Source organism: Vandammella animalimorsus, assembly GCF_002288875.1.
GTDB lineage: Bacteria > Pseudomonadota > Gammaproteobacteria > Burkholderiales > Burkholderiaceae_C > Lampropedia > Lampropedia animalimorsus.
On sequence record NZ_NTBH01000001.1, the window covers coordinates 430,032 to 456,325 of the forward strand.

General features: G+C 66.4%; 21 protein-coding genes. 9 read left to right on the forward strand and 12 right to left on the reverse strand.

Annotated features, from left to right (window positions below; translation table 11 throughout):
* Positions 1–27: 27 nt before the first annotated feature.
* Complete coding sequence (ppsA, locus tag CLI93_RS01775; RefSeq protein ID WP_095541343.1) at positions 28–2,427, reverse strand: phosphoenolpyruvate synthase; 2,400 nt, start codon at positions 2,425–2,427, stop codon at positions 28–30.
* 383 nt (positions 2,428–2,810) lie between these two features.
* Here ppsA and CLI93_RS01780 point away from each other — a divergent pair, with 383 nt between their 5' ends.
* Positions 2,811–4,340, forward strand: a complete 1,530-nt coding sequence (locus tag CLI93_RS01780; protein ID WP_095541342.1) for a multicopper oxidase family protein — start codon at positions 2,811–2,813, stop codon at positions 4,338–4,340.
* Between the two features lie 139 nt (positions 4,341–4,479).
* The gene (locus tag CLI93_RS01785) at positions 4,480–6,348 is read left to right on the forward strand and encodes an IPTL-CTERM sorting domain-containing protein (RefSeq protein ID WP_143326315.1); all 1,869 of its coding nucleotides are present in this window, start codon (positions 4,480–4,482) and stop codon (positions 6,346–6,348) included.
* A 296-nt stretch (positions 6,349–6,644) separates the two neighbouring features.
* Here CLI93_RS01785 and CLI93_RS01790 read toward each other — a convergent pair whose 3' ends face one another.
* From CLI93_RS01790 to CLI93_RS01800, 3 genes are all read right to left on the reverse strand, one after another.
* The gene (locus CLI93_RS01790; RefSeq protein WP_238945703.1) at positions 6,645–8,000 is read right to left on the reverse strand and encodes a sodium:proton antiporter; all 1,356 of its coding nucleotides are present in this window, start codon (positions 7,998–8,000) and stop codon (positions 6,645–6,647) included.
* Between the two features lie 248 nt (positions 8,001–8,248).
* On the reverse strand, positions 8,249–9,583 hold the full coding sequence (locus tag CLI93_RS01795; RefSeq protein ID WP_095541339.1) for a homoserine dehydrogenase: 1,335 nt from the start codon (positions 9,581–9,583) through the stop codon (positions 8,249–8,251).
* Positions 9,584–9,639: 56 nt separating this feature from the next.
* Positions 9,640–10,920: a pyridoxal phosphate-dependent aminotransferase gene (locus CLI93_RS01800; protein ID WP_095541338.1), complete on the reverse strand. Its 1,281-nt coding sequence runs from the start codon at positions 10,918–10,920 to the stop codon at positions 9,640–9,642.
* Positions 10,921–11,112: 192 nt separating this feature from the next.
* Between CLI93_RS01800 and CLI93_RS01805 the strand changes: the two genes are divergently transcribed.
* From CLI93_RS01805 to ppa, 3 genes are all read left to right on the forward strand, one after another.
* The gene (locus CLI93_RS01805; protein ID WP_095995680.1) at positions 11,113–11,511 is read left to right on the forward strand and encodes an Mth938-like domain-containing protein; all 399 of its coding nucleotides are present in this window, start codon (positions 11,113–11,115) and stop codon (positions 11,509–11,511) included.
* 627 nt (positions 11,512–12,138) lie between these two features.
* Positions 12,139–12,630: a peroxiredoxin gene (locus CLI93_RS01815; RefSeq protein WP_095541336.1), complete on the forward strand. Its 492-nt coding sequence runs from the start codon at positions 12,139–12,141 to the stop codon at positions 12,628–12,630.
* A gap of 57 nt (positions 12,631–12,687) precedes the next feature.
* On the forward strand, positions 12,688–13,212 hold the full coding sequence (gene ppa / locus CLI93_RS01820; protein WP_095541335.1) for an inorganic diphosphatase: 525 nt from the start codon (positions 12,688–12,690) through the stop codon (positions 13,210–13,212).
* Positions 13,213–13,321: 109 nt separating this feature from the next.
* Here ppa and CLI93_RS01825 read toward each other — a convergent pair whose 3' ends face one another.
* Both CLI93_RS01825 and CLI93_RS01830 read right to left on the reverse strand, forming a co-directional pair.
* Positions 13,322–14,122 (reverse strand): cyclase family protein, encoded by an 801-nt coding sequence (locus CLI93_RS01825; protein ID WP_095541334.1) that lies wholly within the window; start codon positions 14,120–14,122, stop codon positions 13,322–13,324.
* Between the two features lie 136 nt (positions 14,123–14,258).
* Complete coding sequence (locus CLI93_RS01830; protein ID WP_095541333.1) at positions 14,259–15,815, reverse strand: NAD(P)H-hydrate dehydratase; 1,557 nt, start codon at positions 15,813–15,815, stop codon at positions 14,259–14,261.
* Between the two features lie 222 nt (positions 15,816–16,037).
* Between CLI93_RS01830 and CLI93_RS01835 the strand changes: the two genes are divergently transcribed.
* The 4 genes from CLI93_RS01835 to CLI93_RS01850 are packed head-to-tail and all read left to right on the forward strand — an operon-like array spanning position 16,038 to position 18,414.
* Positions 16,038–16,658: a YggT family protein gene (locus CLI93_RS01835; protein ID WP_172424201.1), complete on the forward strand. Its 621-nt coding sequence runs from the start codon at positions 16,038–16,040 to the stop codon at positions 16,656–16,658.
* 53 nt (positions 16,659–16,711) lie between these two features.
* Positions 16,712–17,128, forward strand: a complete 417-nt coding sequence (gloA, locus tag CLI93_RS01840) for a lactoylglutathione lyase (protein ID WP_095541332.1) — start codon at positions 16,712–16,714, stop codon at positions 17,126–17,128.
* Entirely contained in the window at positions 17,125–17,835 is a 711-nt protein-coding gene (gene pdxH, locus CLI93_RS01845) for a pyridoxamine 5'-phosphate oxidase (protein ID WP_095541331.1), read from the forward strand. Before gloA ends, pdxH begins: the two co-directional genes overlap by 4 nt.
* Positions 17,836–17,895: 60 nt before the next feature.
* Positions 17,896–18,414, forward strand: a complete 519-nt coding sequence (locus tag CLI93_RS01850; RefSeq protein ID WP_095541330.1) for a GNAT family N-acetyltransferase — start codon at positions 17,896–17,898, stop codon at positions 18,412–18,414.
* 22 nt (positions 18,415–18,436) lie between these two features.
* Here the strand turns inward: CLI93_RS01850 and cls are convergent, their stop codons facing one another.
* The 6 genes from cls to CLI93_RS01880 all read right to left on the reverse strand — a co-directional run bounded on the left by cls (position 18,437) and on the right by CLI93_RS01880 (position 26,233).
* On the reverse strand, positions 18,437–19,879 hold the full coding sequence (gene cls, locus CLI93_RS01855) for a cardiolipin synthase (protein WP_095541329.1): 1,443 nt from the start codon (positions 19,877–19,879) through the stop codon (positions 18,437–18,439).
* 38 nt (positions 19,880–19,917) lie between these two features.
* Positions 19,918–21,300 (reverse strand): tRNA adenosine(34) deaminase TadA, encoded by a 1,383-nt coding sequence (tadA, locus tag CLI93_RS01860; protein ID WP_095541328.1) that lies wholly within the window; start codon positions 21,298–21,300, stop codon positions 19,918–19,920.
* On the reverse strand, positions 21,297–23,840 hold the full coding sequence (locus CLI93_RS01865) for an ABC transporter permease (protein ID WP_095541327.1): 2,544 nt from the start codon (positions 23,838–23,840) through the stop codon (positions 21,297–21,299). The genes tadA and CLI93_RS01865 overlap by 4 nt, the downstream gene beginning before the upstream one ends.
* A gap of 231 nt (positions 23,841–24,071) precedes the next feature.
* Positions 24,072–25,163, reverse strand: coding sequence for a S49 family peptidase (locus CLI93_RS01870; protein ID WP_095541326.1), 1,092 nt, complete (start codon positions 25,161–25,163; stop codon positions 24,072–24,074).
* Positions 25,164–25,541 carry a Rieske (2Fe-2S) protein gene (locus CLI93_RS01875; protein ID WP_095541325.1) on the reverse strand — a complete coding sequence of 126 codons (378 nt, stop codon included), beginning with the start codon at positions 25,539–25,541 and terminating at the stop codon, positions 25,164–25,166.
* On the reverse strand, positions 25,538–26,233 hold the full coding sequence (locus CLI93_RS01880; protein WP_172424200.1) for an HAD family hydrolase: 696 nt from the start codon (positions 26,231–26,233) through the stop codon (positions 25,538–25,540). The genes CLI93_RS01875 and CLI93_RS01880 overlap by 4 nt, the downstream gene beginning before the upstream one ends.
* Between the last annotated feature and the right edge of the window lie 61 nt (positions 26,234–26,294).

Below are 26,294 nucleotides of genomic sequence, written 5' to 3' on the forward strand. Positions count from 1 at the left end.
CCGAGATCGTTGAACAGGCGCTGTGCGTCAGCCGGCCTTCTTGGCCAGTTGGTTCCAGGTGCTGACCACGCTGTCGGGGTTCAGCGAGATCGAGGAGATGCCCTGGTCGGCCAGCCATTGCGCAAAGTCCGGGTGGTCGCTGGGGCCCTGGCCGCAAATGCCCACGTACTTGCCCTGATCGCGGCAAGCCTTGATGGCGCGGGCCAGCATGAATTGCAGCGCCGGGTCGCGCTCGTCGAAGTCGGCGGCCAGCAGCTCCAGGCCGGAGTCGCGGTCCAGGCCCAGCGTCAGCTGGGTCAAATCGTTGGAGCCGATGGAGAAGCCATCGAAGTGCTGCAGGAACTGCTCGGCCAGGATGGCGTTGCTGGGCACCTCGCACATCATGATCAGGCGCAGGCCATGCTCGCCGCGCTTGAGGCCGTTCTTGGCCAGCAGTTGCTCGACAGCGGCGGCCTGGCCCAGCGTGCGCACGAAGGGCACCATGATTTCCACATTGGTCAGGCCCATGTCCTCGCGCACGCGCTTGAGGGCCTGGCATTCCATCTCGAAGGCGGCGCCAAAGTCCTCGCTGATGTAGCGCGTCGCGCCACGGAAGCCCAGCATGGGGTTTTCCTCTTCGGGCTCGTAGCGGCTGCCGCCGATGAGCTTGCGGTATTCGTTGCTCTTGAAGTCCGACAAGCGCACGATGACGGGCTTGGGCCAGAAGGCCGCAGCGATGGTGGCCACGCCTTCGGCCACTTTATCGACGTAGAAGGCGCGCGGGCTGGCGTGGCCGCGCGCCACGCTTTCCACGGCTTTTTTCAGATCGGCATCAACGTTGGGGTAGTCCAGGATGGCCTTGGGGTGTACGCCAATGTTGTTGTTGATGATGAACTCCAGCCGCGCCAGGCCCACGCCATCATTGGGCAGCTGAGCGAAGTCAAAGGCCAGCTGCGGGTTGCCCACGTTCATCATGATCTTGGTGCCGATGGCGGGCATTTCGCCGCGCTGCACTTCGGTGACTTCCGTCTCCAGCAAGCCGTCGTAGATCTTGCCGGTATCGCCCTCGGCGCAGCTGACGGTGACCAGCGCGCCGTCCTTGAGCCTGGCCGTGGCATCGCCGCAGCCGACCACGGCCGGGATGCCCAGCTCACGCGCAATGATGGCGGCATGGCAGGTGCGCCCGCCGCGGTTGGTGACGATGGCGCTGGCGCGCTTCATCACAGGCTCCCAGTTGGGGTCGGTCATGTCGGTGACGAGCACATCGCCGGTCTGGACTTTCTCCATCTCGGCCACGTCACTGACCAGGCGCACCGGGCCGGTGCCGATCTTCTGGCCGATGGCCCGGCCTTCGCTGAGCACCTGGCCGGTGCCCACCAGCTTGTAGCGCTGCTCGGTCTTGCCCTTTTGCTGGCTTTTGACGGTTTCCGGGCGGGCCTGCAGGATGTAGAGCTGGCCGTCGCCGCCGTCCTTGCCCCATTCAATGTCCATCGGGCGGCCATAGTGCTGCTCGATGACCAGCGCGTAGCGCGCCAGCTCCATCACCTCCTCGTCGCTGAGGGCGTAGCGGTTGCGCTGCTCGGGCGGCACGTCCACGGTTTGCACCAGGCGGCCAGAAGCGGCCTTTTCCTCGGGCGTGGCAAACACCATCTGGATCAGCTTGGAGCCCAGGTTGCGGCGGATCACGGCCTGCTTGCCTGCGCGCAGTGCGGGCTTGTGCACGTAGAACTCGTCCGGATTCACGGCGCCTTGCACCACGGTCTCGCCCAGGCCGTAGCTGGCGGTGATGAAGACCACGTCCTCGAAGCCCGATTCAGTGTCGATGGTGAACATCACGCCAGCGGCGCCAGTGTCCGAGCGCACCATGCGCTGCACGCCAGCCGAGAGGGCCACCACGTCATGGGCAAAGCCCTTGTGCACGCGGTAGCTGATGGCGCGGTCGTTGTAGAGGCTGGCGAAGACCTCCTTGGTCTTTTCCAGCACGGCCTCGATGCCCACCACGTTCAGGAAAGTTTCCTGCTGACCGGCGAAGGAGGCATCGGGCAAGTCCTCGGCCGTGGCCGAGGAGCGCACAGCAAACGACGCTTGCGCATTGCCTTCGCTGAGCGTGGCAAAGGCCTCGCGGATGGCTTTTTCCAGCTCGGGCGGGAAGGGCTGGGCCTGGACCATGGCGCGGATTTGCGCGCCGGCCTCGGCCAGGGCGCGCACATCATCCACATCCAGCGCCGCCAGACGCTGGCTGATCTTGTCCGACAGGCCATCGTGCTTGAGAAATTCGCGGAAGGCATGGGCCGTGGTGGCAAAGCCGGTGGGCACACGCACCCCTTGCGGCAGCTGCGAGATCATCTCGCCCAGCGAGGCATTCTTGCCGCCGACGACCTCGACGTCGCTCATCCTCAGGTTTTCAAACGGTACGACCAGGGCAGTCGCTGCAAAGCGTTCAGACATGGGAAGACTCCAGAAGTAAGAAAACGGTGAGCAGGCCCGGCGCACTGCGCCAGGCCCAGAGCGCTGCAGCCCCGCTCGGGCCTCAGCGGCTGCCATGCCCACGGCGGGCGCAAGCCCATCGGCGCACGCTTTGCTTGTTCTGTTTTGGGTGCGGCACGCATGGTGGTCAAGGCCGTGAGAAAGCAGGCAGGGCAGGCAAATATCGGCAAATCGGTGGCCCTGCGGCCAAAGCGGCCTATTGTAGTGGGGGCTTCTGGCCTGCGCGCCGGCAACCGCCTGCGGGGCCGTCACCAAGATGGCGCACAATCCGGTGCGATTCGCAAGCTGGCAGCTCTCGACACTGAGCCGCACAGGACATCCGCCCTTTTCCACCGATTCCTCACATGCCCTTGTCACATTTGCAGCAGCAGCGCCGCCGCCTCGTGCTCGGCCTGGGCGCCAGCGCCGCACTGGCCCCACTGGGCCTGCGCGCAGCCATGGATTCGCACGCCGAGCTGGTCTATACGGGCTCCAGCGAGCTGGCCCCCCTCTCGGCCTTGCACCGGCACCGCGCACACCAACGCCTGCCACGCCTGCCCAACCGCTCGCGCCGCCCGGGGCTGTTTCGCGGCCGCATCGTGGCCATGCCAGCGCAGTTGCAGCTGGCCAAGCGCGGGCGCACCGCCGCTTACTGCTACAACCTGAGCACGCCCGGACCGCTGGTGGAGGTCTATGAAGGCGACCGCGTCGAGATCGACTTCTTCAACCGCCTGCCTCAGCCCTCAACCATCCACTGGCACGGGCTGGCCATCCCCGCCGACCAGGACGGCGCGCCACAGGACTTCATCCCCGCTGGCGGGCACCGCCGCTACCAGTTCACGCTGCCACCGGGCAGCGCCGGCACGCACTGGTACCACCCGCACCCGCACATGCTCACGGCCGAGCAGGTCTACCGCGGCCTGGCTGGCGCGCTGATCGTGCGCGACCGCAACGACCCATTGCGCCACATCCCCGAGCAGGAGCTGTTCATCTCGGACCTCAAGCTCGGTCAGGACGGCCAGATCCTGCCCAACGACCGCGAGGACTGGATGAACGGGCGCGAGGGCCAGTTCATCCTCATCAATGGCCGGCAACTGCCGCTCATCACCCTGGCCGGCACGCAGCGCTGGCGCATCTGGAACGCCTGCAGCGCGCGCTACCTGCGCCTGAGCCTGGACGGCGTGCCCTTCACCCTGGTGGGCACCGATGGCGGGCTGCTGGGCGCGCCGCGGCGCAACCTGCAGGAGCTGCTGCTGGCGCCGGCCGAGCGCGCCGAGATCATCGTCAGCGCCCAGCCGGGCCAGCAGCGCGCGCAGCTGATTGCCGAGCCTTATGACCGTGGCGCCATGGGCCGCCTGGCCGGGCCGTCGCAACGGCGCCTGCTGGCCGACATCGACATGCTGCTCTCGCCCCAGCACCCTGCGCTGGATATTCCCGACGTGTTGCGCCCCATCGCCGAGCTGCAAAACCCCACGGCACAGCACATGGTGGCCTTCTCTGACTATGTGGATTTGCAGGCTGCGCCGCCATCCAACCCCTACGAGCGCCCCAAGGACATGCTGTTTCTCGTCAACGGCCAGGCCTACGACCTGCAGCGCGTGGACATCGAAGGCCAGCTCGGCGCCGTCGAGGAGTGGACTCTGGTCAACGCCTCGGCCATGGGCATGGACCACCCCTTCCACATCCACGGCGGGCACTTCCAGGTCATCGAGCGCGAATACCAGGGCCAGGTCACGCCCGAGCCCTTCCTGGCCTGGCGCGACATGCTCAACCTGCGCGCTGGCGAAAGCGCCCGCATCCGCATGTGCATCACCGAGCCGGGCCTGCGCATGTTCCACTGCCACATCCTCGAACACGAAGACCTGGGCATGATGGGCAATCTGCTGGTGCGCTGACATGCCGCGCCAAGCCACTGCCATCTGTGCAAAAGAAACAATTCGCTAAAAAATGTATGCCGCACGCGCCCCGCAGGCGCGACAATCGCGCGCGGATACACAATTCATGGCTTTTTCGCACCGAGAGGAGAATTTCCCCATGCGCCATCCACGCTCCACCCAACGGCCAGCGGCCCGCCCTGCGGCGCTGCTGATGAGCCTGCTGGCAGCCAGCCCCTGGGCCCTGGCTGCCGATCCCGTGCAAGTCGATTCCTACCGCGGCTGGGGCCATGAAGGCCCCATGCTGCCGCCTGCCACCAACAACGTCAACTTCCCGCGCTGGCTGCCCGGCAAGGCGCTGGAGCCCTATTACGACAACATCCCGCGCCTGAATTCGGCCAACCCATCCGCAGGCACGCCCGAAGCGCGTCTGGCCGCCCTGCAGCGGCTGCTGGCCCATGCCACGCCGCCGGGCGGCAATGCGGTCGATTCCGGCGTTACCGGCGCCCCGGCGCCCGTGGCCGGCACCGCGCTGACCAAGACCCTGCCCTCGCTGAACATCCCCAGTGGGGCCAATGTGCTGTGCGAATACAACCGCGCCGGCGGCACCTGGTCCCAGGCCGGCGAGGCCGCCTGCAAGAACGGCATCGAAGGCGCGGTGATGTACGTGGCCGTGCACTTGCCCGCAGCGGGCTACAAGCTGCGCGTGCAGCAGGGCAACGACGGCGCGCTGATCGACGCCAACCGCGACGGCGGCTTGGGCTATCGCGATCTGAACTACGACCAAAAATTGGTCATCGGCGCCACTATCGGCACGCCCCAGGGCGGCTACGACGCGCCCAATTCCGCCGCGCTGCAAGAAGGGCTGTACAACCTGCGCGTGGCCTGGAACAACTGGGGCTCGGACGCAAACCTGAACGTGCAATGGGTCACCCCGGGCGGCGCGATCGAAGACATTCCGCCCAGCGCCCTGTTCGACCCCAGCGACCCGGCCACCTACATCGACGCCGTCGATGACGACTATACCAGCACCCCCATTCCGGCAGGCGCGACCGCCACCATCGGGCCGGTATTCGCCAACGACACCGTCAACCGCTCCCAGGCCACGCAGGCCAACGTGGCCAACCCGGAGCTGACCGCCACTGTGCCCGGCATCACCCTGAATGCCGATGGCACGCTCGCCGTGGCCGACACCGCCGCCCCAGGCATCCATACGCTGAGCTACAAGATCTGCAACGCCGGCACAAAACCCGACCCGTTGTGCGACAGCGCCACCATCAAGGTGCGCATCGACCCGGACATCGCGCCGCAGCCCGACAGCGGCAACGCCACCGCCGGCGCCGCCAAGCCCGATGCCGTGCCCAACATCGCCGCCAATGACCTCGTCAACGGCCAGCCCGCCACGCTGGGCGCCGGCGGCAATGCCACCGTGGCCACGGTCGGCGCCTGGCCCGCTGGCGTCACGCTCGATCCGGACACCGGCGTCGTCAGCACCACGGCGGCCACGCCAGCAGGCGTGCACACGCTGAACTACAAGCTGTGCGACCGCGCCACGCCCACGCCCAATTGCCAGGACAGCACGATCACGCTGACGGTCTCGGCAACGCCTGTGGCCGCTGCGGACGACATCCGCCCGCAGGCACTGCCTGCTGGCACGGAGGGCATCGTGGTGGACAACATCGTCCAAAACGACACCATCAATGGCCAGCCCGCCACGCTGGGCACCGGCGGCAATGCCACGGTCTCCATGGTGGGGACTTGGCCTGCGGGCATCACGCTGAATACGAACACGGGCGAAGTGCGCATGGCCGCATCGGTGCCTGCAGGCAGCTACACGCTGCAATACCAGTTGTGCGATCGCAGTACACCTGCCCAGTGCGTGCAGGCTGCGATCCGCTTCACGGTGAGTGCTGGCCCAGCGCCAGTGCCCGGCAATGCCACGCCCGTACCCACCCTGGGCCATTGGATGCTGTGGCTGCTGAGCCTGGCCACGGCCGCCCTGGGGCTGGGCCGCCTGCGCCGCTCCTGAAAGACTTGAGGGTCTGCTGACCAGCCCGCGCACGCCAGCCATGGCGGCGTGGGCTTTTTGCTGGCCAACGCGCCAAGGCCAAGGGCCGGCACTCAGCGCGTCACCGGCGTTAAGGCGCGGCCGGTTTCGAAGAAGGCCATCAGGTTGTCGGCAGCCAGCTGGGCCATGGCCAGGCGCGTGCGCCTCGAAATGCGCGCGCAGTTGCTGCAGCACTTCGTTGAAGGTGGGCTGTGGCCACCAGCACCCGTGGTTTGCTTGCAGGGGCCATGTGTGCGCCCAAGACTTTGAACAGGCTCTTACAGATACCAGAGCAAGGTCTGCAGCATGAACAGCGGCGTGAGGATGCACACGGCCCAGGCCACGTAGCCGAAGAAGCTGGGCATGGGCACGCCACGGTGTTCGGCGATGGCCTTGACCATCAGGTTCGGGGCGTTGCCGATGTAGCTCAGCGCGCCCATGAACACGGCCCCGGCGGAGATGCCCGTCAGGGTGGCAGCCAGCGTGGTCGTGAGCGTCTGGGCATCGCCGCCGGCGGAATTGAAAAACACCAGGTAGGTCGGCGCATTGTCCAAAAAACCGCTGAGCACGCCGGTGGCCCAGAAGTACATGGCCGGGATGGGCTGGCCATCGGCGCCGGTGACGGCCCGGACCACGGGCGCAAACGGGCCATGCACGCCCGCCTGCAGCATGGCGATGACCGGGATGATGGTCAGGAAGATGCCGGCAAAGAGCTTGGCAACCTCCAGCATCGGTTCCCAATTGAATTGATTGGACTCATGGATGTGGCGCGCCGTGAGCTTGAGCGAGGCCAGCGTGATGCCGACAAAGCCCAGATCGCGCAGCAGACTTTGCAGGCCGACCTCCGTGCCCATGATGTCGAAGGTGATGCCCGGCTTCCAGATGCCGCTCATCAGCACCAGCGCGACAATGCCAGTCAGCCAGATGAAGTTTGCGCCACCTTCAATGCGCAGGCTTTCACTGTCGGTGGGCGTAGGGTCGAAGCGCGAGCGGCCCTCGGTGCGGTAGAACCAGCTGTCGAGCAGATAAAAGATCACCAACAGCGCCACCACCAGGAACAACGTCTCTGACCAGATGTGCTGCATGGTCCAGAAGAACGGCACCCCCTTGAGAAAGCCCAGGAACAACGGGGGATCGCCCAAGGGCGTGAGCGAGCCGCCGATGTTGGAGACCAGGAAGATGAAGAACACCACCACATGCACCCGATGCTTGCGGTCATCGTTGGCGCGCAGCAGCGGGCGGATCAGCAGCATGGAAGCGCCCGTGGTGCCCATGAGGCTGGCCAGTAGCGTGCCCAGCGCCAGGATGGCAGTATTGAGCGCCGGGGTGCCGCGCAAGTTACCGCGCAGATAGATACCGCCCGAGACGGTGAACAAAGCCGTCAGCAACAGCACGAAAGGGATGTACTCGGCCAGCAGCGCGTGTACCACATTGGCCAGTGCAGCATGCCAGCCATGGACCACGGCAAAGGGCAGCAAAAAGGCCAAGGCCCAGGCCGCTGTGATTTTGCCGTAATGACCGTGCCAAAGCCTGGGCGCCAGCAGCGGCAGGATGGCGATGGACAGCAATACGCCGGCAAACGGCACACCCCACCACAAACCCAGTGCTGCGCCATCCAGGCTGGCTGCTTGCACGGCACCGGGCAGCAAAGCCCAGCAGGCCAGCAGCCAGCAAAGCAGGCGTGCACCCAGCGCCCGAGCGGTATCGGACCTGGGGGCGCACTGGGAGCGGCGGGCAAATGGCAAAGGCGTCAGGGGCAGTGAAGCTGGCATGTGTATGTTTTTTCTCTGGCCCCGCAGGGCTCGCAGGCAAGGCGGCCGCCTTGCAAAAAAAGCCCGGCAAGCCGGGCGTGATGTAGGAAATGGCGGGTAAGAATCTCGAACTAGTTCAACTCTTCCTTGCGCAGGCGCACGACCGAGCCCAACACTGTGGGCAGGCCCTGGATTTTTTCCAGTGCCTCATTCATCGTGCCCTCGCGCGTGCGATGCGTAAGGATGATGAGGTCCGTCTGATCTGCGCCCTCACCCAGCAAGTCGTCCGATTCACGCTGCAGCATGGCGTCGATACTGATGCCATGCTCGGCGAGGATGGTGGTGATGCGCGCCAGCACGCCAGGCTCGTCGAGCACGCGCGCGCGCAGGTAGTAGCTGGTGATGACTTCCTCGATCGGCAGCACCGGCAGGCTACCCTGCGCGGCCTCCAGGCTGGCGGACTGAAAGCCCAGCACTGGCGTGTAATGGCTGGGATCAGCGCCATACAAGCGGGCGATGTCCACCAGATCGGCGATCACCGCGCTGGCCGTGGGCTCGGAGCCTGCGCCTTGGCCGTAGTACAGCGTGGTGCCCAGCGCATCGCCATTGACGACGACGGCGTTCATCGCCCCTTCCACGCTGGCCAGCAGGCGGCGCGTGGGCACCAGTGCCGGGTGTACGCGCAGCTCGATGCCCTTGTCCGTGCGGCGGGTCACGCCCAGCAGCTTGATGCGGTAGCCCAGTTGCTCGGCGTATTGGATGTCGGTTTTCTCCAGCTTGGTGATGCCCTCGACATGGGCCTTGTCGAACTGCACCGGCACGCCGAAGGCGATGGCGCACATCAGCGTGGTTTTGTGGGCCGCATCGATGCCCTGGATGTCGAAGGTCGGATCGGCCTCGGCGTAGCCCAGGCGCTGGGCCTCCTTGAGCACGGTGGCAAAGTCCAGCCCCTTGTCGCGCATTTCCGAGAGGATGAAGTTGGTCGTGCCGTTGACGATGCCGGCCACCCAGTTGATGCGGTTGGCCACCAGCCCTTCGCGCAGCGCCTTGATGATGGGGATGCCACCGGCCACGGCGGCTTCGTAGGCGACGATCACGCCCTTGCGAGCCGCAGCGGCGAAGATTTCCGCGCCATGCACGGCCAGCAATGCCTTGTTGGCGGTAACGACGTGCTTGCCCGCCTCGATGGCGGCCAGCACCAGGGTTTTGGCAATGCCATAGCCGCCGATGAGCTCGATCACCACATCCACATCGTCGCGCGCCACGACTTGGGCGGCATCGCTGACGACTTCCACGTCATCACCGACGATGCTGCGCGCGCGCTGGGTGTCCAAATCGGCCACCACGGTAATGGCGATCTCCCGACCAGCGCGGCGGCTGATTTCTTCCTGATTGCGTTTGAGAACCGTGAATGTGCCGGCGCCAACGGTGCCGATGCCCAGCAGGCCTACTCGGATGCGAGTCATGTGTGAAAAAGATGGAGAGAAAAGAGAGGAAATCGGGCAGTGGGCGCTGTGGCCCATCAGGCGGATGACGTTGCAGATGCCTTGCCCGCTGTAGGGTGGCCCGCATGCAGCCTACTGTTCTTGCGCTCGCGCACGGTTTTCAGAAAGCGGGCGATGCGTTCGATGGCCTCGCGCAAGTCGGGCTCGTGTGGCAGAAAGACGATGCGGAAATGGTCGGGGTGGGGCCAGTTGAAGCCCGTGCCCTGCACCAGCATGACGCGCGTTTCCTTGAGCAGCTCAAGAAAGAACAGGCGGTCGTCGGTGATCGGATAGACCTGCAGATCCAGCTTGGGAAACATGTACAGCGTGGCCTGGGGCTTGACGCAGCTGACGCCCGGGATGGCGCTGATGAGCTCGTAGGCCAGATCGCGCTGACGCCTCAGGCGCCCGCCCTCGCCGGTGAGCTCATTGATGCTCTGGTAGCCGCCCAGCGCAGTCTGGATGGCCCATTGCCCAGGCACGTTGGAGCACAGCTTCATGTTGGCCAGCATGTCCAGGCCCTCGATGTAGTCGCGCGCGCAGCCCTTGTCGCCCGAGACCACCATCCAGCCTGCGCGATAGCCGCAGGAGCGATAGCTCTTGGACAGTGAGTTGAAGGTCAGCGTCAGCACGTCGCTGCTGAGGCTGGCCAGCGCGGTGTGCGTGTGCCCGTCGTAGAGCACCTTGTCGTAGACCTCATCGGAGAGGATGACCAGACCGTGCTCGCGCGCGATCTCCACAATGCCCAGCAGCGTCTGCAGTGAATAGATGACGCCCGTGGGGTTGTTCGGGTTGATGACGACGATGCCCTTGGTACGCGGCGTGATCTTGCTGCGGATGTCGTCCAGATCGGGCTCCCAGTTGTTGGCCTCGTCGCACAGATAGTGCACCGGCGTGCCGCCCGAGAGGTTGGTCACCGCCGTCCACAGCGGGTAATCCGGCGCGGGCAGCAACAACTCATCGCCATCGTCAAGCAAGGCATTGGTAGCCATGGCGATCAGCTCGCTGGCGCCATTGCCCAGGTAAATATCGTCAAGCGTCACGCCGGCAATGCCTTGGCGCTGGGTCTCATGCATGACGGCCTTGCGCGCGGCAAAAATACCCTTGCTGTCCGAGTAGCCTGCCGATGCCGGCAGGTTGCGGATCATGTCCTGCTGCACTTCCTCCGGAGCATCGAAGCCAAACGGCGCCAGATTGCCGATGTTGAGCTTGATGATCTTCTGGCCCTCGTCCTCCATGCGCCGCGCCTCATCGACGATCGGCCCTCGGATGTCGTACAGCACATTGGCCAGCTTGGCGGATTTGTGAATGGGTTTCATGACAGTGTGATTCAGGTGCCGCACCCGGCATCGGCAGGCCGCGCAACCAACGGCGCCCTGCCCTGGCGCCGCCCCAAGCAGGCCGGCGCAAAATCGTAAAACCTATAATTTGAACACAGATGGCCCGGCCCCCGGGCCGATTTTGCGCACTCTTGCCATGGGCCTGTGGCAGCCGCTGCAGCCAACACCGCCATGAAACTTCACGCCGATCTGCCCCTTGCCAGCTCCATCATCGCCTACGGCGACGGCTGGCTGCAGCTGCCCCAAGAACGGCTCGAGCACAGCCTGCTGCTCAGCGGCGAAGGCTGGCATCAGCCCTGGGCCTGCCCCCGCTTCGACGCTTTACAGCAAGCGCATCTGCAGGCCTTGGCCGATGCTGCCCGTCAGCACCAGGCCCAGGTCGTATTGCTGGGCAGCGGCGCACGCACCCGCTTTCCCGCCACGGCATGGCTGCGCCCATTCATCACGCAACAGTTGGGGCTGGAGGTCATGGACACAGCGGCCGCCTGCCGCACCTTCAATATCCTAGTCGGTGAAGGCCGCCGAGTGCTCGCCGGATTGATTCTCGAACGCAGCGCCGAGTCGATATAGGCTTTCTCAGGCGCAATGTCGCGGCGATGCCAATCGCGAATGCGCTACAATCGCAGGTTGCGCCGGGCCTGCAAATGCAGGTTGTGGCAACTGCAAGCGAAACCAGCAACCAGAGAAAGAGCAACAAGAAGATTTGACTGCAAGGGCGTCACGGGATCGGGCAACAACCACCCTCTGAATGGTTTGCTTGGCTTGACCCCTTTGGCGCAAGGCCTGCCCCACCGGCAAGCCCTTTTGCCTTGGCACTTTGGCCAGCCACAGCCTCGCGGCGCCCGTGGCTTTCGGCTGAGCAAATCCCCTTGAGCACAAACTGCACAGCCTAGTGCCCATTGGCTGTGCCTGCACTGGTTGCTGTCCGCCTGCATGCGCCGCTTCTTGCATGGCAGCGACTTGCTGCAGCGAAATCGTCAAAAACGCCGAAATGCGCCGTTGCATTTTTTGCAGAATGCGCATCTTTGCGGGCTGCTTTTGGGTTGTCAAGCTTTTTTTGCAATTTCGCGCACGGTTCGACATGTTTCAACGACACCTTGGGTTTGCCTTGGTGTGGCCTGCCCTGTTTTACCGTTGTAAGGCAGCGCAGCCGCGCCGCTGCAATTCCCAGCCCTAGACTGAGAGACACTTATACATATGGCGATCGTTGTCAATAAGCCTCTTCCTGAGTTTGAAGCCAGCGCAACTGGTGGTGTGACGGTGAGCAACACCTCACACAATGGCCAGATCATGATTCTTTACTTCTACCCCAAGGACAATACGCCCGGCTGTACCACCGAGGCCATGCAGTTTCGCGACAAGTACGACAAATTCACAAAGCTCGGCGCGGTGGTGTTTGGCGTCTCGCGCGACAACATGAAATCGCACGATGGCTTCAAGGAAAAGCTGGAGTTGCCCTTTGAGCTGATTGCCGACACCGAGGAGAAGATGTGCCATATGTTCGGCGTGGTCAAAAACAAAATCATGTATGGCAAGAAGGTCAAGGGCATCGAGCGCAGCACCTTTTTGGTAGCCCCGGACGGCACGCTGGCGCAGGAGTGGCGCGGCCTGAAGGTGCCCGGTCACGTAGACGAAGTGCTCAAGGCCGTCAAGGCCCTGAAGAAAGCCTCTGAAAAACAAGCCGCATAAACCCTCCATCAGGCTTCAGAGCCCCCTCTCCCCCCTTCAACCATAAGCAAGACCATCATGTCCCTGAGCAAAGTCCCCGCCGGCAGCAAGGCCCCGGAAGTGTTCAACGTCATCATTGAAATTCCGCAGAATGCCGACCCGATCAAGTACGAGGTCGATAAGGAAACGGGCGCAATTTTTGTCGACCGCTTCATCAATACGGCCATGTTCTATCCGGCCAATTACGGCTACGTGCCGCAAACGCTCTCTGGCGACGGCGATCCAGTGGACGTGCTGGTGCTCACCCCCTATCCGCTGCAGCCTGGCGTGGTCGTGCCCTGCCGCGCGCTGGGCATGTTGCGCATGGAAGATGAGTCCGGCGTCGATGCCAAGGTGCTGGCTGTGCCAACGGAAAAAATCCTGCCGGCCTACGCCCACATGAAGAGCATTGCCGACGTCAACGAGGGCACGCTCAATGCCATCAGTCATTTCTTCGAGCACTACAAGGATCTGGAAAAAGGCAAATGGGTCAAGGTCTTGGGCTGGGCCGGCATTGATGAAGCCCACAAGGAAATCAGCGACGGCATCGCCAACGTGAAGTGATTGCATCGTCGGGCTTGAACAGGCCCGCCGTCAACCGTCAAAAAACAAGCCGGTGGCGCTGCACACGCCCACCGGCTTTTTTGTGTTCGCCCCAGCCTTCAGAGCCTGTTCAAACCAAGGTCATGACACGCGCCAGACCGCCGGAGCAGCCCGCGATCTTGGAGACCGCAACCACCAGCGTGGCCCCCGCGGCCGGAACTTGCTCCAGATTGCTGATGGCCTCCAGGCCCCAGCGCCCCGATGGCAGCCACATGCGATGGGCGGCGAAGTCTGCCGAGGCGCCATAGTCCAGCGACAAGGTGTCCACGGCAATCCCCACCGCCTGGGAGTTTTCCATCAGGTACTGCACGGCATCGGGATGAAAACCCGGAAAGTGCATCACGCCCGCCTCGTCGGCGTTGCGAAAGCGCTCAGTCGCAGCCAGCTTGTCCCAGCCTGACATCATGGCCACGCAGGCTTGGGGCGGCAGCGGGCCGTGCTTGGCTTCCCATGCCTGAATATCCTCGGGCGTGAGCTGCGCGTCGGCATTGGCAGCGGCGCGCTCACGGATATCCACCACGCACAAGGGCACGACCAGATTGCCTATGGGAATTTCAGCAATCGACTGCCCATCGGCGCTGAAGTGCAGCGGCGCATCCACATGTGTGCCGATGTGCTCGTGCAAACGCAGCTCACTGAGGTTGAAGCCATGTTCTTCAAATTGGTAGCGCGCCTGACGAAACAGCTCTTGCTGGCCGAAAAAAGTCGGGAAGTCCTCGTCCAGCACATGGGTCATGTCCACCACCATTTCATGGCCGCTGCGCAGCGCCGCCGGGGCCTGAGCCACCTGGGCATCGACCTCTGCCTGGCTGTGGCGCCCTTGCGCCAACATTTGTTTCTTGACGGTTTCGATGACGCACGCATGGCACATGGCAACTCTCCTTGTCGCTGAATGTTCCCTGCTTCTTGGCAGGCTGGGAATACAGTGTGCCTGCCCCTTACCGACTTTGCCATAGATGCTTATACCGAAGCGCACATGTGCGCGCACAGGCCGTAGCGGCTGCGCATCACAGCGCATGCAGCAAATCTTCGGCCGTCAAGCGCCTCCCCCAGCCGACAGCCCCTCCACGCTCCAAGGCTCGCTGCGCCGCCTGGCCGTGCAGCCAGACTGCCGCGCAGGCTGCCGCCAATGCTGGCGCGCCTTGGGCCAGCCAGGCCGCCACCATGCCGGCCAGCACATCGCCCGTGCCACCCGTGGCCAGCTCAGGCGGCGCATTGCTGTTGATGAGCACGCGGCCATCGGGCGCTGCAATCACGGTATCGGCTCCTTTGAGCACTAGCACAGCCTGGGCCAGGCGCGCGGCCTGCGCGGCCCGCTCGGGCTTGCTGCCAGTCAGCTCAGGAAACAGCCGGGCAAACTCGCCCTCGTGCGGCGTCAGCACCGCTGTGGCGGCCCGGTTGGCCGCCAGGGCCTGGAACAACGCCTGCGGCTCCTGCGCGAAAGCCGTCAGCGCATCGGCATCCAGCACCAAAGCCTTGCCGCGCTGCGCTGCAGCCAGCACGGCCTGACGCGTCAGCGCCTGCACCCCGGCGCCCGGGCCGATGACACAGACCTGGGCGCGCACATCGTCCAGCAGCGCGCCCAGCTGTTGCGCATCGGCAAAGGGCTGCACCATGCTGGCCTGCAGCGCCTGGGCATAGACGGGCCAGACCGTCTGCGGCGCCAACACCGTCACCAGTCCGGCGCCGCTGCGCTGCGCTGCCTGGGCGCACAGCCGCGCCGCGCCAGTCAACCGCGCCCCGCCCAGCACCAGCACATGGCCGCGCTGGTATTTGTGGCCCTGCGCCGCCGGCTGCGGCAGCAGCCCCTGCCACAGGCTGGGCACATTGCGCCACAGCCTGGGCGCGGGCTGGATCGGCACATCGTCCGCAATGCCGATGTCGGCCAGCACCAGCTCGCCGCACAGTGCGCGGCCCGGGTACAGCCAGTGCCCAGGCTTGGCGCGAAAGAAGCTCACCGTCAGCGCCGCAGCGGCCACCGGCCCCTGCGGCTGGCCGCTGGCGCCATCCAGGCCACTGGGCACGTCCACCGCGCACACCGGCAGGCCGCTGGCAGCCAGTTGCTGCACCAGATCGGCGGCCAGGCCATCGAGCGGCCGGCACAGGCCAGCGCCGAACAGCGCATCAATGGCGATGTCGCACTGCGCGGGGTTGAAGGCTGCGACCTCCTCGGTCTGCCCCTGCCATTGGCTGGCGGCCCAGGCCGCATCGCCGCGCAAGCGCTCAAGCTGACCGAGCAGAAACACGCGCACCGGCCAGCCCCGCTCGCTCAACCACTGCGCCGCCACAAAACCATCGCCGCCGTTGTTGCCCGGCCCGCACAGCACGGCCACGCGGCAGGGCTGCCAGCGCCTGGCCACGGCCAGCGCCACGGCCTGCCCGGCGCGGCGCATCAGCTCGATGCCGGGCACGCCACTGGCGATGGTGGCGGCATCGGCCTGGCCCATTTGCGCCGGCGTCAGCAGCAACTGCCGGTGATGGCGCTGCCGCGTGTTGGGTTGCGGCGCGGCATCGGCCAAGGGGCTGGGCTGCGCGGCCAGGCTGCGCGGTGGTATATGGCTCATGCAAATTTCCTTTGCCCTGGCGGGCGTTGGCGCACAGAAGGCTCTAAGAGCCTGTTCAAAGTCTTGGCGCGAGCGGGCAAAAAGTGGCTTGGAATGGGCTGCAAGGCGCAAAACGCAGCCATAGCTGGGGCTATGGCGAGGTTTTGCAACGCAGCAGGCCGCCCAAATCCACTTTCTTGCCAGCCGTGCAGAGGCTTTGAACAGGCTCTAAGATCGCGCGCCATGCTGCTGCTCACTATTTTTTCGTTCGTACTGTATTCGATCGCCTGCACCATCGCCGGCGCTTGCCTGCTGCGAGTGCTGCTGCAAGCGCAGCGCATCAGCTTCAGCAACCCACTGGGCCAGCTGCTGCTGGCGCTGACGGACTGGCTGGTGCGCCCGGCGCGCCGCGTGCTGCGCCCGCAGGGCCGTTGGGATTGGCTGACGCTGCTGCTGGCCTACGCCGTGCTGCTGGCGCACTGGCTGCTGATGTGGCTGCTGCAGCGACTGCTGTGGGCCGGCAACCTGCCTTTGAATCTGATTGCGCTGGCGCCACTGCAGGCATTGTTCTCGCTGCTGCGCTTGGGCCTGTACCTGGCGCTGGGCATCTTGCTGCTGTACGTAGCGCTGTCCTGGCTTCTGCCAGGACATTGGCTGCACAGCCTGAGCGAGCGCCTGTGCGCCCCCTGGCTGGCCCCGCTGCGCCGCCTGCTGCCCACGGCCGGCGGCATCGATTTCTCGCCCATGGCCCTGGGCCTGCTGCTGGCCATCGCCCTGATGGTGCTGAGGTGGCTGGAGTTCTCAATCATTGCCCCCGCCTTGTTCAGCCAGCCGCTGCCCAGACTTGCCATCCCTTTTGGATGATGCGCACGTCAAGCCATTTTTTTTGCCACTCCCCCCGATCCATCAAAACTGCCATGCAATTTCTCCACACCATGCTGCGCGTGGGCGATCTGCAACGCTCCATCGACTTCTACACCCAGGTCATGGGCATGCAGCTGCTGCGCACTTCCGAAAACCCCGAATACCGCTACACCCTGGCCTTTCTCGGCTTCGGGGGCGGCAACCCGGCCCAGGCCGAGCTGGAGCTGACCTACAACTGGGGCACCGAGCGCTACGAGATGGGCACGGCCTACGGCCACATTGCCCTGGGCGTGCCCGATGCCTACGCCGCCTGCGAGCGCATCCGTCAGGCCGGCGGCAAGATCACGCGCGAGCCCGGCCCGGTCAAGGGCGGCACCACCGTCATCGCCTTCGTGGAAGACCCGGACGGCTACAAAATCGAATTGATAGAAAGAAAAAATGCCCAGGCCGCTGGCGGGGGCCTGCGATGAGCGCCACGCCCAGCCATCAGCCGCCGCCCCAGGCCCCGCAGAGCGCCGGCCTGGACCTGGCCGCCATGCGCCAGAACTACACCCTGGCCGAGCTGTGCGAGCAGCAGGCCCCGGCCGAGCCGGCAGCGCTGTTCGATGCCTGGCTGCAGCAAGCCGTGCAGGCCCAGCTGCACGAGCCCAATGCCATGACGCTGGCCACCGTGGGCAGCGACCTGCGCCCCAGCGCGCGCATCGTGCTGCTCAAGGGGCATGACGCGCGCGGCCTGGTCTGGTTCACCAACTACCACAGCCGCAAGGGGCAGGAGCTGGCCGGCAACCCGCAGGCCGCGCTGCTGTTTTACTGGGGCCCGCTGCAGCGCAGCGTGCGCATTGAAGGCGTGGTGGAACAAATCGATGGCGAAGACAGCGCCAGCTACTTCGACAGCCGCCCGCTGGCCTCGCGCATTGGCGCCCTGGCCAGCCCGCAAAGCCAGCCCGTGGCCAGCCGCCAGGCGCTGGATGAGGCCTTCGCCCGCATCGAGGCCGAGCTTGCCGCCAGCGGCCAGGCGCCGCAGCGCCCGCCCTTCTGGGGCGGTTACCGGCTGCGGCCCAGCTACTGGGAGTTTTGGCAAGGCCGCAGCGGCCGACTGCACGACCGCATTGCCTACCTGCGCCCAGCGCAGGGCGATGGTGCAGCCGCCTGGCAACGCCAGCGGCTGGCGCCCTGATGCGTTGCGCCTCTGTTCAAAGTTCACATTGAAATTGAAGCCCTCGCAGCAAAAACCCATATGCCCAACTGCCCCACCAACGCAAACGCCCCGGCCCAGCTGCACATTCGCGAAGCCACGCCGCAGGATTGCGCCTTGATCCTGCGCTTCATCCGTGAGCTGGCGCGCTACGAAAAGGCGGAACAGGCCGTGCAGGCCAGCGAAGCACAGTTGCAGCGCACGCTGTTTTGCGCGCAGCCTGCGGTGTTCGCGCTGATCTTGCAGGCCGGCAATGAGCCTATCGGCTTTGCCATCTATTTCTTCAACTACTCGACCTGGCAGGGCCGCCACGGCCTGTACCTTGAAGACCTGTACGTCACGCCCGAGGGGCGCGGCCTGGGCGGCGGCAAGGCGCTGCTGCAGCATCTGGCGCGCATCGCCGTCGAGCGCGACTGCGGCCGCTTCGAGTGGAGCGTGCTGGACTGGAACACCCCGGCGATCGAGTTCTACGAGCGCCTGGATGCCCAGCCGCAGCGCGAATGGCTGCGCTACCGCCTCAGCGGCGCGGCGCTGCAGGCCCTGGCTGACGAGCGCGCTTGAGCCAGCGCCGGCGCTGGCCCAATCACAGCATTGGCGAGAACACCCGCATCGTGGCTTCGGCCAGCTCGCTGGCAAAGCCGATGTCCCGCTGCGCGGGCACGGCGCGCGAGCGGGCCACGTCCTGGCGGAACTGCTCGGCCAGGGCCTGGTTGAAGTGCTCGCAGAACACGGCCACGCCCACTTCGTAGTTCAGGCGAAAGCTGCGGATGTCGAAATTGGCCGTGCCGATGAAGCCAAACTGGTCATCAATCACCAGTGTCTTGGAATGCAGCATGCCGTCGTCGTACTCCCACACCTTCACGCCAGCGGCCACCAGCTCGTCGTAGTAAGAGCGCGCGGCCAGTGTCACCAGGTGTGAGTCGGACTGGCGCGGCACCAACACCTGCACGTCCACGCCACTGAGGGCAGCGCTGGTCAGCGCAGTCTTGGCCGCCGCGCTGGGCACGAAGTACGGCGTAGTCAGCAGCACGCGCTCGCTCGCATCGTGGATGGCCTCGATATAGCAGCGGTGGATGGGCTCGAGCGGGTTGTTGGGCCCCGAGGTCAGCACCTGCACGTTGTAGGGCCCGACGTCGCTGACGGGCAACAAGCTGCGCCAGTCGGGCACCTCCTGCTCCAGCGGGCGGCCGGTGGCATAGACCCAGTCCTCCAAGAACACCACCTGCAGCCAGAAGGCCGGGTTGCCCTGCAGCTGTACGTGCACATCGTGGTAGGCATCGGCGCGGATGCGCTTGTCCTCCTCATCGGTGATGTTCACGCCGCCGGTGAAGGCCAGCGTGCCATCGCAGACCACGATCTTGCGGTGCGTGCGGTAGTTGATGACCGGGCGCCAGCGTCGGCCAAAGCGCGTATCGTGAAAGCGCGCAAACTGCACGCCAGCATCCAGCATGGGCTGCACAAAGCTCTTGCGCAGCCGCTTGGAGCCCAGCGCATCAACCAGCAGCCGCACCTGCACGCCTTCGCGGGCCTTGGCAATCAGCAGATCGCGCAGCCGCGTGCCGGTCTGGTCGGGCTCGAAGATGTAGTACTCCAGGTGCACATGCTGGCGCGCCTGGGCCACGGCCTCGAAGATGGCGTCGAAAGTCTGCGCGCCGCTGTTGAGCAGCTTGACCGATTGCGCGCTGCAGGGGTAAATGCCTGTACTGGCAATGCCCAGGCGCGCCAGCTGCCGCAGGGTGCCCGGCGAGCTGTGCGTGCGCTGCTTGAGCGCCTCCAGATCGCCGCTGACGTAACTGGCCATTTGGTGGCGCAGGCGGCGCATTTGCTGCTTGCGCAGGCGCTGCGGCCCGAACAAATAGAAGATGAAGAAGCCCACATAAGGCAGCAGGGCCAGGGCCAGAATCCAGCCGATGGTGGCCTCCGGCGGGCGCTTTTGCAACACCACCCAGACCACCAGCACCAACACGTACAAACCCCAGGCCGCCGCCAGGGCGGCTATCAACGGGCCCGTCCAATCGAACTGCATCGCATCTTCTCCTCAGAACCGTCGTAGCGCCATCATTGTCACTGGCTGTCAGCGCCAGGGCCATTGTGCGCCAGCCAGCGGCGGTGCACGGCATCAATGGCCTGTGACGGCGGCAGCCCTGGCCAGCCAGCCAGCCCTGCAGGCTGCAGCCGCAGCTGCCATTGGCGCTCTGGCGGCAAGGCGATGGAGTGTGACGCCACGTTGGCAGGCGCTTGCAGCTGCGCCGCCAGCCAGTGGCGCGCATGGGCAGCGCTGGGGTATGGCGCTGCCGCCTGCAGCAGCAGCTCCTGGTCAGCGCCTGTGGGCAAACAGCGGCGCAGATGCGCCGCCACGCACCAGCGCTTGTCCATGTGGCCAGACGCGATGGGCCAGAGCGGCTCCAGTGCGTCGGGCTCGCCCTGTGCGGGCAGCAGGCGCAGCCAGCCAGCCAGCCGAGCGGGCTCGGCCTGCGCCAGAGCCTGGAGCAAGGCCGGGGCCAGGCTGGGGCCCGCCCCTTCCAGGCTCACGAGCGTGAACTGCCGCAGGCCCAGCGCATCCAGCAGCTGCAGCAGGATGCGCACATGGCGGGCCGCATCGTGCCAGGGGCTTTTCTTGGGCTTGTCGCTGCGCCCCCAGCCCACCAGATCGGGGGCCAGCACCGGATAAGCGCCGCGCGGCAAGGCCTGCAGCAGCGGCGCCCACCAGGCGCTCCAGTGCCAGGGCGGGTGCAGCAGCAGCAGCGCCGTGCGCGGCTGGGCCGGTGGGTGATTGGGCTGGCCTTGGGGCAGGCTTTCGGGCCAATATTGGTAGTGCAGGCGCAGGCCCTGCAGCTCGGGTAAAGCGCTGGTGTAGTGGCCGGGCGCGGGGCATGGTGCAAAGCAGGCCTCTGGCGTGCGCAAGGCATCGTCGCGCAGCGGCTGGCTGGCCTGGGCCTGCTGGCGGCGGCGCTGCTGGAAGAATTGCTCCAGCAGCGCCGCGCACTCATCGGCCAGCACGCCGCGCACCAGCTGGGTGTGGTGGTTCAGCCCCGGATGGGCGAACAAATCCAGCACCGAGCCTGCCGCGCCCGTCTTGGGCTCGCTGGCGCCAAAGACCACGCAGGCCAGGCGGGCCTGGAACACCGCGCCGCTGCACATGGCGCAGGGCTCCAGCGTCACGTACAGCGTGCAATCTCCCAGCCGGTGGTTGCCCAGCCGGGCCGCGCCTTCGCGCAGCGCCAACATTTCGGCATGGGCGCTGGGGTCGGCCAACTGGCGCGTGCGGTTGTGGTTGCGCGCCAGCAGCTGGCCATCGCGCACCAGCACCGCGCCCACAGGCACCTCGCCTTCGGCGGCGGCCTGCTCTGCCTCGGCCAGGGCCAGGCGCATCCAGTGCGCGTGCCCGGCATCGGGCATGGCGGCAGCGCTGGGCGAAGGCATGGGCACGGGAATGGGCGAATTCATTGCACCAAGGCCCGCAGGCTGCTGCTGACCGAGCGACGCAGAATGCCGCGCAGCCCCCACCAACCGGCCAACAAGGCCAGCAGCGCGCCGGCCACGGCGCTGAGCAGGGGCGCCCACAGCGGCCAGCGCCAGGTGAAGTCAAATACGTAATGCGCCAGCGCCCAGGCGATGGCGATGGCCGCCACGCTGGCCAGCAGCCCGGCCAGCGCGCCCACGCCAGCCAGCTCGGCGCGCTGCACGCGCCGCAGCAGCGCGGCGCTGGCGCCCATGGCGCGCATGATGGTGTATTCGCGCGCGCGCTCCTCGCGCGTGGCGGTCACAGCCGCAAACAGCACCACCATGCCGGCGGCCAGCGCAAAGCCAAACAGCAACTCCACAGCGCGGCTGACCTGGCCCAGCACCTGCTGCACCTGCTGCAGCGTGGCCGAGAGGTCGATGTTGGTGATGTTGGGAAACTGCCGCACCAGCGCGTTGTCAAAGCCCGGCGTGGCCGGCGCCCGGTAGGCGCTGAGGTAGCTCACAGGCAGGCCCGGCATTTCCGCCAACGGGAACAGCACAAAGAAGTTGGCGTTCATGCTCGCCCAATCGACCTTGCGCACCGAGGTCACCTCGGCCTCGTGCGGCAGGCCGCCGATGTCAAAGCGCAGCCGGTCGCCCAGCGCAATGCCCAGGCGCTGGGCAATGCCCTCTTCGATGCTCAGGCCCTGGGCCTGGCCGGGCAGCCAGCGCCCGGCCACGATCTGGTTGTCGCGCGGCAGCTCGGTGCTGTGGCTGAGGTTGAACTCGCGCTCGACCTGGCGGCGCGCCTGTTCATCGGCGTAGTCGCTGGCGCGCACGGCGCGGCCATTGATGGCCATCAGCCGACCGCGCACCATGGGGTACCACTGGTAGTCGCGCACCCCGGCCTGCTGCAAGGCCTGACGGAAGGCCTGCGCCTGCTCGGGCTGGATGTTGATGACGAAGCGGTCGTTGGCCTCGGCCGGCGTGGCCTGGCGCCAACTCTGGATCAAATCGGTGCGCAACAGCACCAGCAGCACCAGCGCCAGCAGGCCCACCGCCAGGCTGCCGACCTGCAGCACGGCAAAGAACGGCCGCGACGCCAGCTGGCGCGTGGCCAGCATCAGCCAGCGCGGCGCCTTGCCCTCACGCACCCCCCAGCGCAGCAGCTTCAGGGCCAGCGCTGCCAGCGCAGCAAACAGCAGCAATGCCAGGGCAAAGCCGCCCACAGCGATGGCGCCCAGACGCCAATTGCCGCTGACCAGAAACAGCAGCACGGCAAAGCCGGCCAGGCCGGCGAGCACCACGCTGCGCGATGCCCCCTTGAGCCCGCCCAGATCGCGGCGCAGCACGCGCAGCGGCGGCACCTGCGCCAATTGCAGCACCGGCGCCAGGCCAAAGGCCATCAGCAGGCTCAAGCCCATGCCCAGGCCCAACAGCACCGGCCAGGCGCTGGCCGCTGGCAGCTGCACCTGCAGCAGATCGGCCAGCATGTGCACGAACAGGGCATGCACGCCATAGCCCAGCGCCACGCCCAGCAGGCTGGCCAGCACAGCGGCCACGGCGAACTCCACCAGATAGGCGGCCATGATGGCGCGCTGGCTCAGGCCCAGCACGCGCCACAGCGCGGCTGCGTCGAGGTGGCGCTGCGCGAAGGAGCGCGCCGCCAACGCCACGCCCACGGCCGAGAGCAGCGCCGAGAGCAAGGCCACCAGGCGCAGAAAGGATTCGGCGCGCTCGAGCGTGCGCTGCATCTGCGGGCTGCTGCCCTCCAGCGTCAGCAGGCGCAGGCCGCGCTGTGTGCCTGCATCGAGCAGCGCCTGCATTTGGCGCTCGAAGCGCTGCACCGCGCTGTCGGCCTCACCGGCTACCAGCAGGCGCCAGTTCAGGCGGCTGGCCGGCTGCACCAGAGCCGTGGCTTCGAGCTGCGCCATGCCGATCATGACGCGCGGGGCAAAGTTCAGAAAGCCAGCGCCACGGTCGGGCTCCTGCGCGATCACGCCGCTGACGACAAAAGCCGCATCGCCCAAGTGCAAGGTATCGCCCAGGCCGATTTCCAGATTGGCCAGCAGCGCCGCATCGGCCCAGGCCTGGCCGGGCGGCGGGCCGCCGGCGACCGCCTGCCCAGCGGCGGCCAGCGCCGCAGGTGTGGTCTGTGCATCCCATTGCCGGGCAATGCGCAGCGCGCCGCGCAGCGGGTAGGCCGGCTCCACGGCCTTGAGCGAAACCAGCCGGCTGGCGCCACCCTGGGCATCGTCGGCGCGCGCCATGGTGGGAAAAACCACCGTCACGGCCGTTTGCAGGCCCAGCGCCTGGGCCTGCTGGCGCCAGGCTGGCTCGATGCCGTGGTCGCTGGCCAGCACGGCATCGGCAGCCAGCAGTTGGCGCGCATCGCGCTGCAGGCCGGCCTGCAGCCGGTCGGCAAAAAAAGCCACGGCGCACAGCGCCGCCACAGCCAGCAGCACGGCCAGCAGCAGCACCGTCAGCTCACCGGCGCGCCAATCGCGCTGCAGGCTTTTCAGGCCCAGGGCCACTGAGCGCATGGCCGGGCTTGGGCTTGGGCTTGAAGTCGTGCCGGGTGCGATGTGGCGCACATCAGGCGATTGGGAGGTTTCCATCGGACAAACCCTTTGCGGGCGGCATGGGGCGGCGCTTCGCGCCCCGGGCATTGTTCAGCATGGCGCGCATGAGCGCATGGGAGCATGAGGACATGCAAAGACGCACAGCGGCGTGCGGTGCGCCCGGCATGCCATGGCCTGGGCGCGCAAACCGGCTCACCGCAATTGCGGGCCCTGGGCGCGCAAGGCCTGGGCCGCCTCTTGCCCCAGGCTGCTGCCCAGGGCGTGGCCTGCCGTGCTGCCCAGCTGGCGCACCAGCTTGTCGGCCAGGCTCTTGCGCTGCGTGTAATCAACAATCTTGTCTTGCTTGACCACGTCTCGGGCCACGGAGTACACCGAGCCCGTGCCATCGGCCAGGCCCAGCTCGATGGCCTGTTCGCCCGTCCACACCAGGCCGCTGAACAGCTCGGGCGATTCCTTCAGGCGCGCGCCGCGCCCTTCGTGCACCACGGCGATGAACTGCGCATGGATCTGGCGCAACATGGTCTTGGCGTGGGCCACGTCGGCCGGATCCTGCGGGCTGAAGGGGTCGAGAAAGCCCTTGTGTTCGCCGGCCGAGAGCAGGCGACGCTCGACGCCCAGCTTGTCCATGGTGCCGGTAAAGCCAAAGCCGTTCATCAGCACGCCGATGCTGCCGACCATGCTGGCCTTGTCCACATAGATACGGTCAGCGGCCACGGCCACGTAATAGGCCGCCGAGGCGCCCAGCTCGCCGATCACGGCGTACACCGGCTTGCTGTGCTTGGCCTTCAGGCGCAGGATTTCGTCGCGCAAAATGCCGGCCTGCACCGGGCTGCCGCCGGGGGAGTTGATCTGCAGCAGCACGGCCTTGGCATTGGGCGCCTCGAAGGCTTTTTGCAGCGAGCGGTAGAGGTTGCCGGCGCTGGCCTCCTCCTCGTCGGCGATCAGCCCTTTGATGCGCACCACGGCCGTGTGGGTCTCGGCCAACGGAGCCTGCAGCACGGTTTTCTGCAGCACGCTCCAGGTGATGAAGCCCAGATAGCCCAGGAAGATCAGCGTGAAGAAAATGCGCCAGCGCCGCGCGGCGCGCTGCTCTTTGATGCTGGCCATGGCCAGCTTTTCCAGCACGCTGCGCTCCCAGTGACCATCGCCGGGGCCGCCCTTGGCGGTTTTTTTCCTCGCGCCATGCGCCTGCGCGGCGGCGGGGTCGATGCCCGGGCGCTCGGCCCAGACGTCGCTGCCGCTACCTGCAGCGGTGGGGGAAGAGGATGGGTCGTACGGTTGCATTCAGAACTCCACGGGTTGGAGCGCGCCTTGCGGGTGCCAGTACACCTGCCCGCCCTGCTCGCTCAGTTCAATCGAGGTCAAAGGCCCCTGGCAAGGCCCGCCGGCGCAAGCGCCGGTGGCCGCATCATAGGCCGCGCCGTGGTGGGCGCAGATCAGCCACTGGCCGCTGTCGTCGAGGAATTGGCCGCGCGGGTAGTCCATCTCCATGGCCACGTGGGTGCAGCGGTTCAGGTAAGCGCGCGGCAGGCCGGCCACGCGCACGGCAAAGGCCTGCTGCTGCTGGCCCTGGTAGCGCACCTCGAACACCACGGCCGAGCCGCCTTCGGCCAGGGCCTGGCTGCTGCACAGCGGCTGCGGGGGCAATGCGCCGGCGCTCATGGGCGGCGCCCCGGCTCGGCGTGTTGCTCCAGCCACTGGCGCAGCACGGCCACGGAGTCGGCCACGGCCAGCGGCGCGAACTGCTGCAGGCCATCGCCAGCATGGGCCCCATAGGCCACGCCCACGCTGGGGCAACCGGCGTTGCGCGCCATTTCCAGATCGTGGCTGGTATCGCCAATCATCAGCAGGCGCGCAGGCGCCACGTCGTGCACCTGCATCAGCTCCTGCAGCATCAGCGGATTGGGCTTGCCGGCGGTTTCGTCGGCGGTGCGCGAGTCGTCGAACAGGCCGTGCAGATCGTGGCTGGCCAGCACGTGGTCCAGGCCGCGGCGGCTCTTGCCCGTGGCCACGGCCAGCAAAAAACCGCGCGCCTTGAGGTTGTGCAACAGCTCCAGCGCGCCGTCGAACAGCACGATCTCGTCCTGCTGCTGCACGTAGTGGTAGCGGTAGCGGCGCGCCAGCTCGGCATAGGCGCTGGGCGGCACATCGGGCGCGGCGCGCGCCAGCGCGCTTCCCAGCTCCATGCCGATGACCCAGCGCGCCTGCTGCTCATCGGGCGGCGTGCCGCCCACGTCGCGAACGGCCTGCTGGATGCAGCGCGCAATCAGCGCGGTGGAGTCGAACAAGGTCCCATCCCAGTCGAAGGCGATCAAGTCCACGGGCCGGGGCCCGGTGTGCAATGCAGCGTTCATGGCAAAGGCAAAAAAGTCGGCCCGCCGCGCTTATGCCTACAGTTGCGGCGGCGGTGGGCAA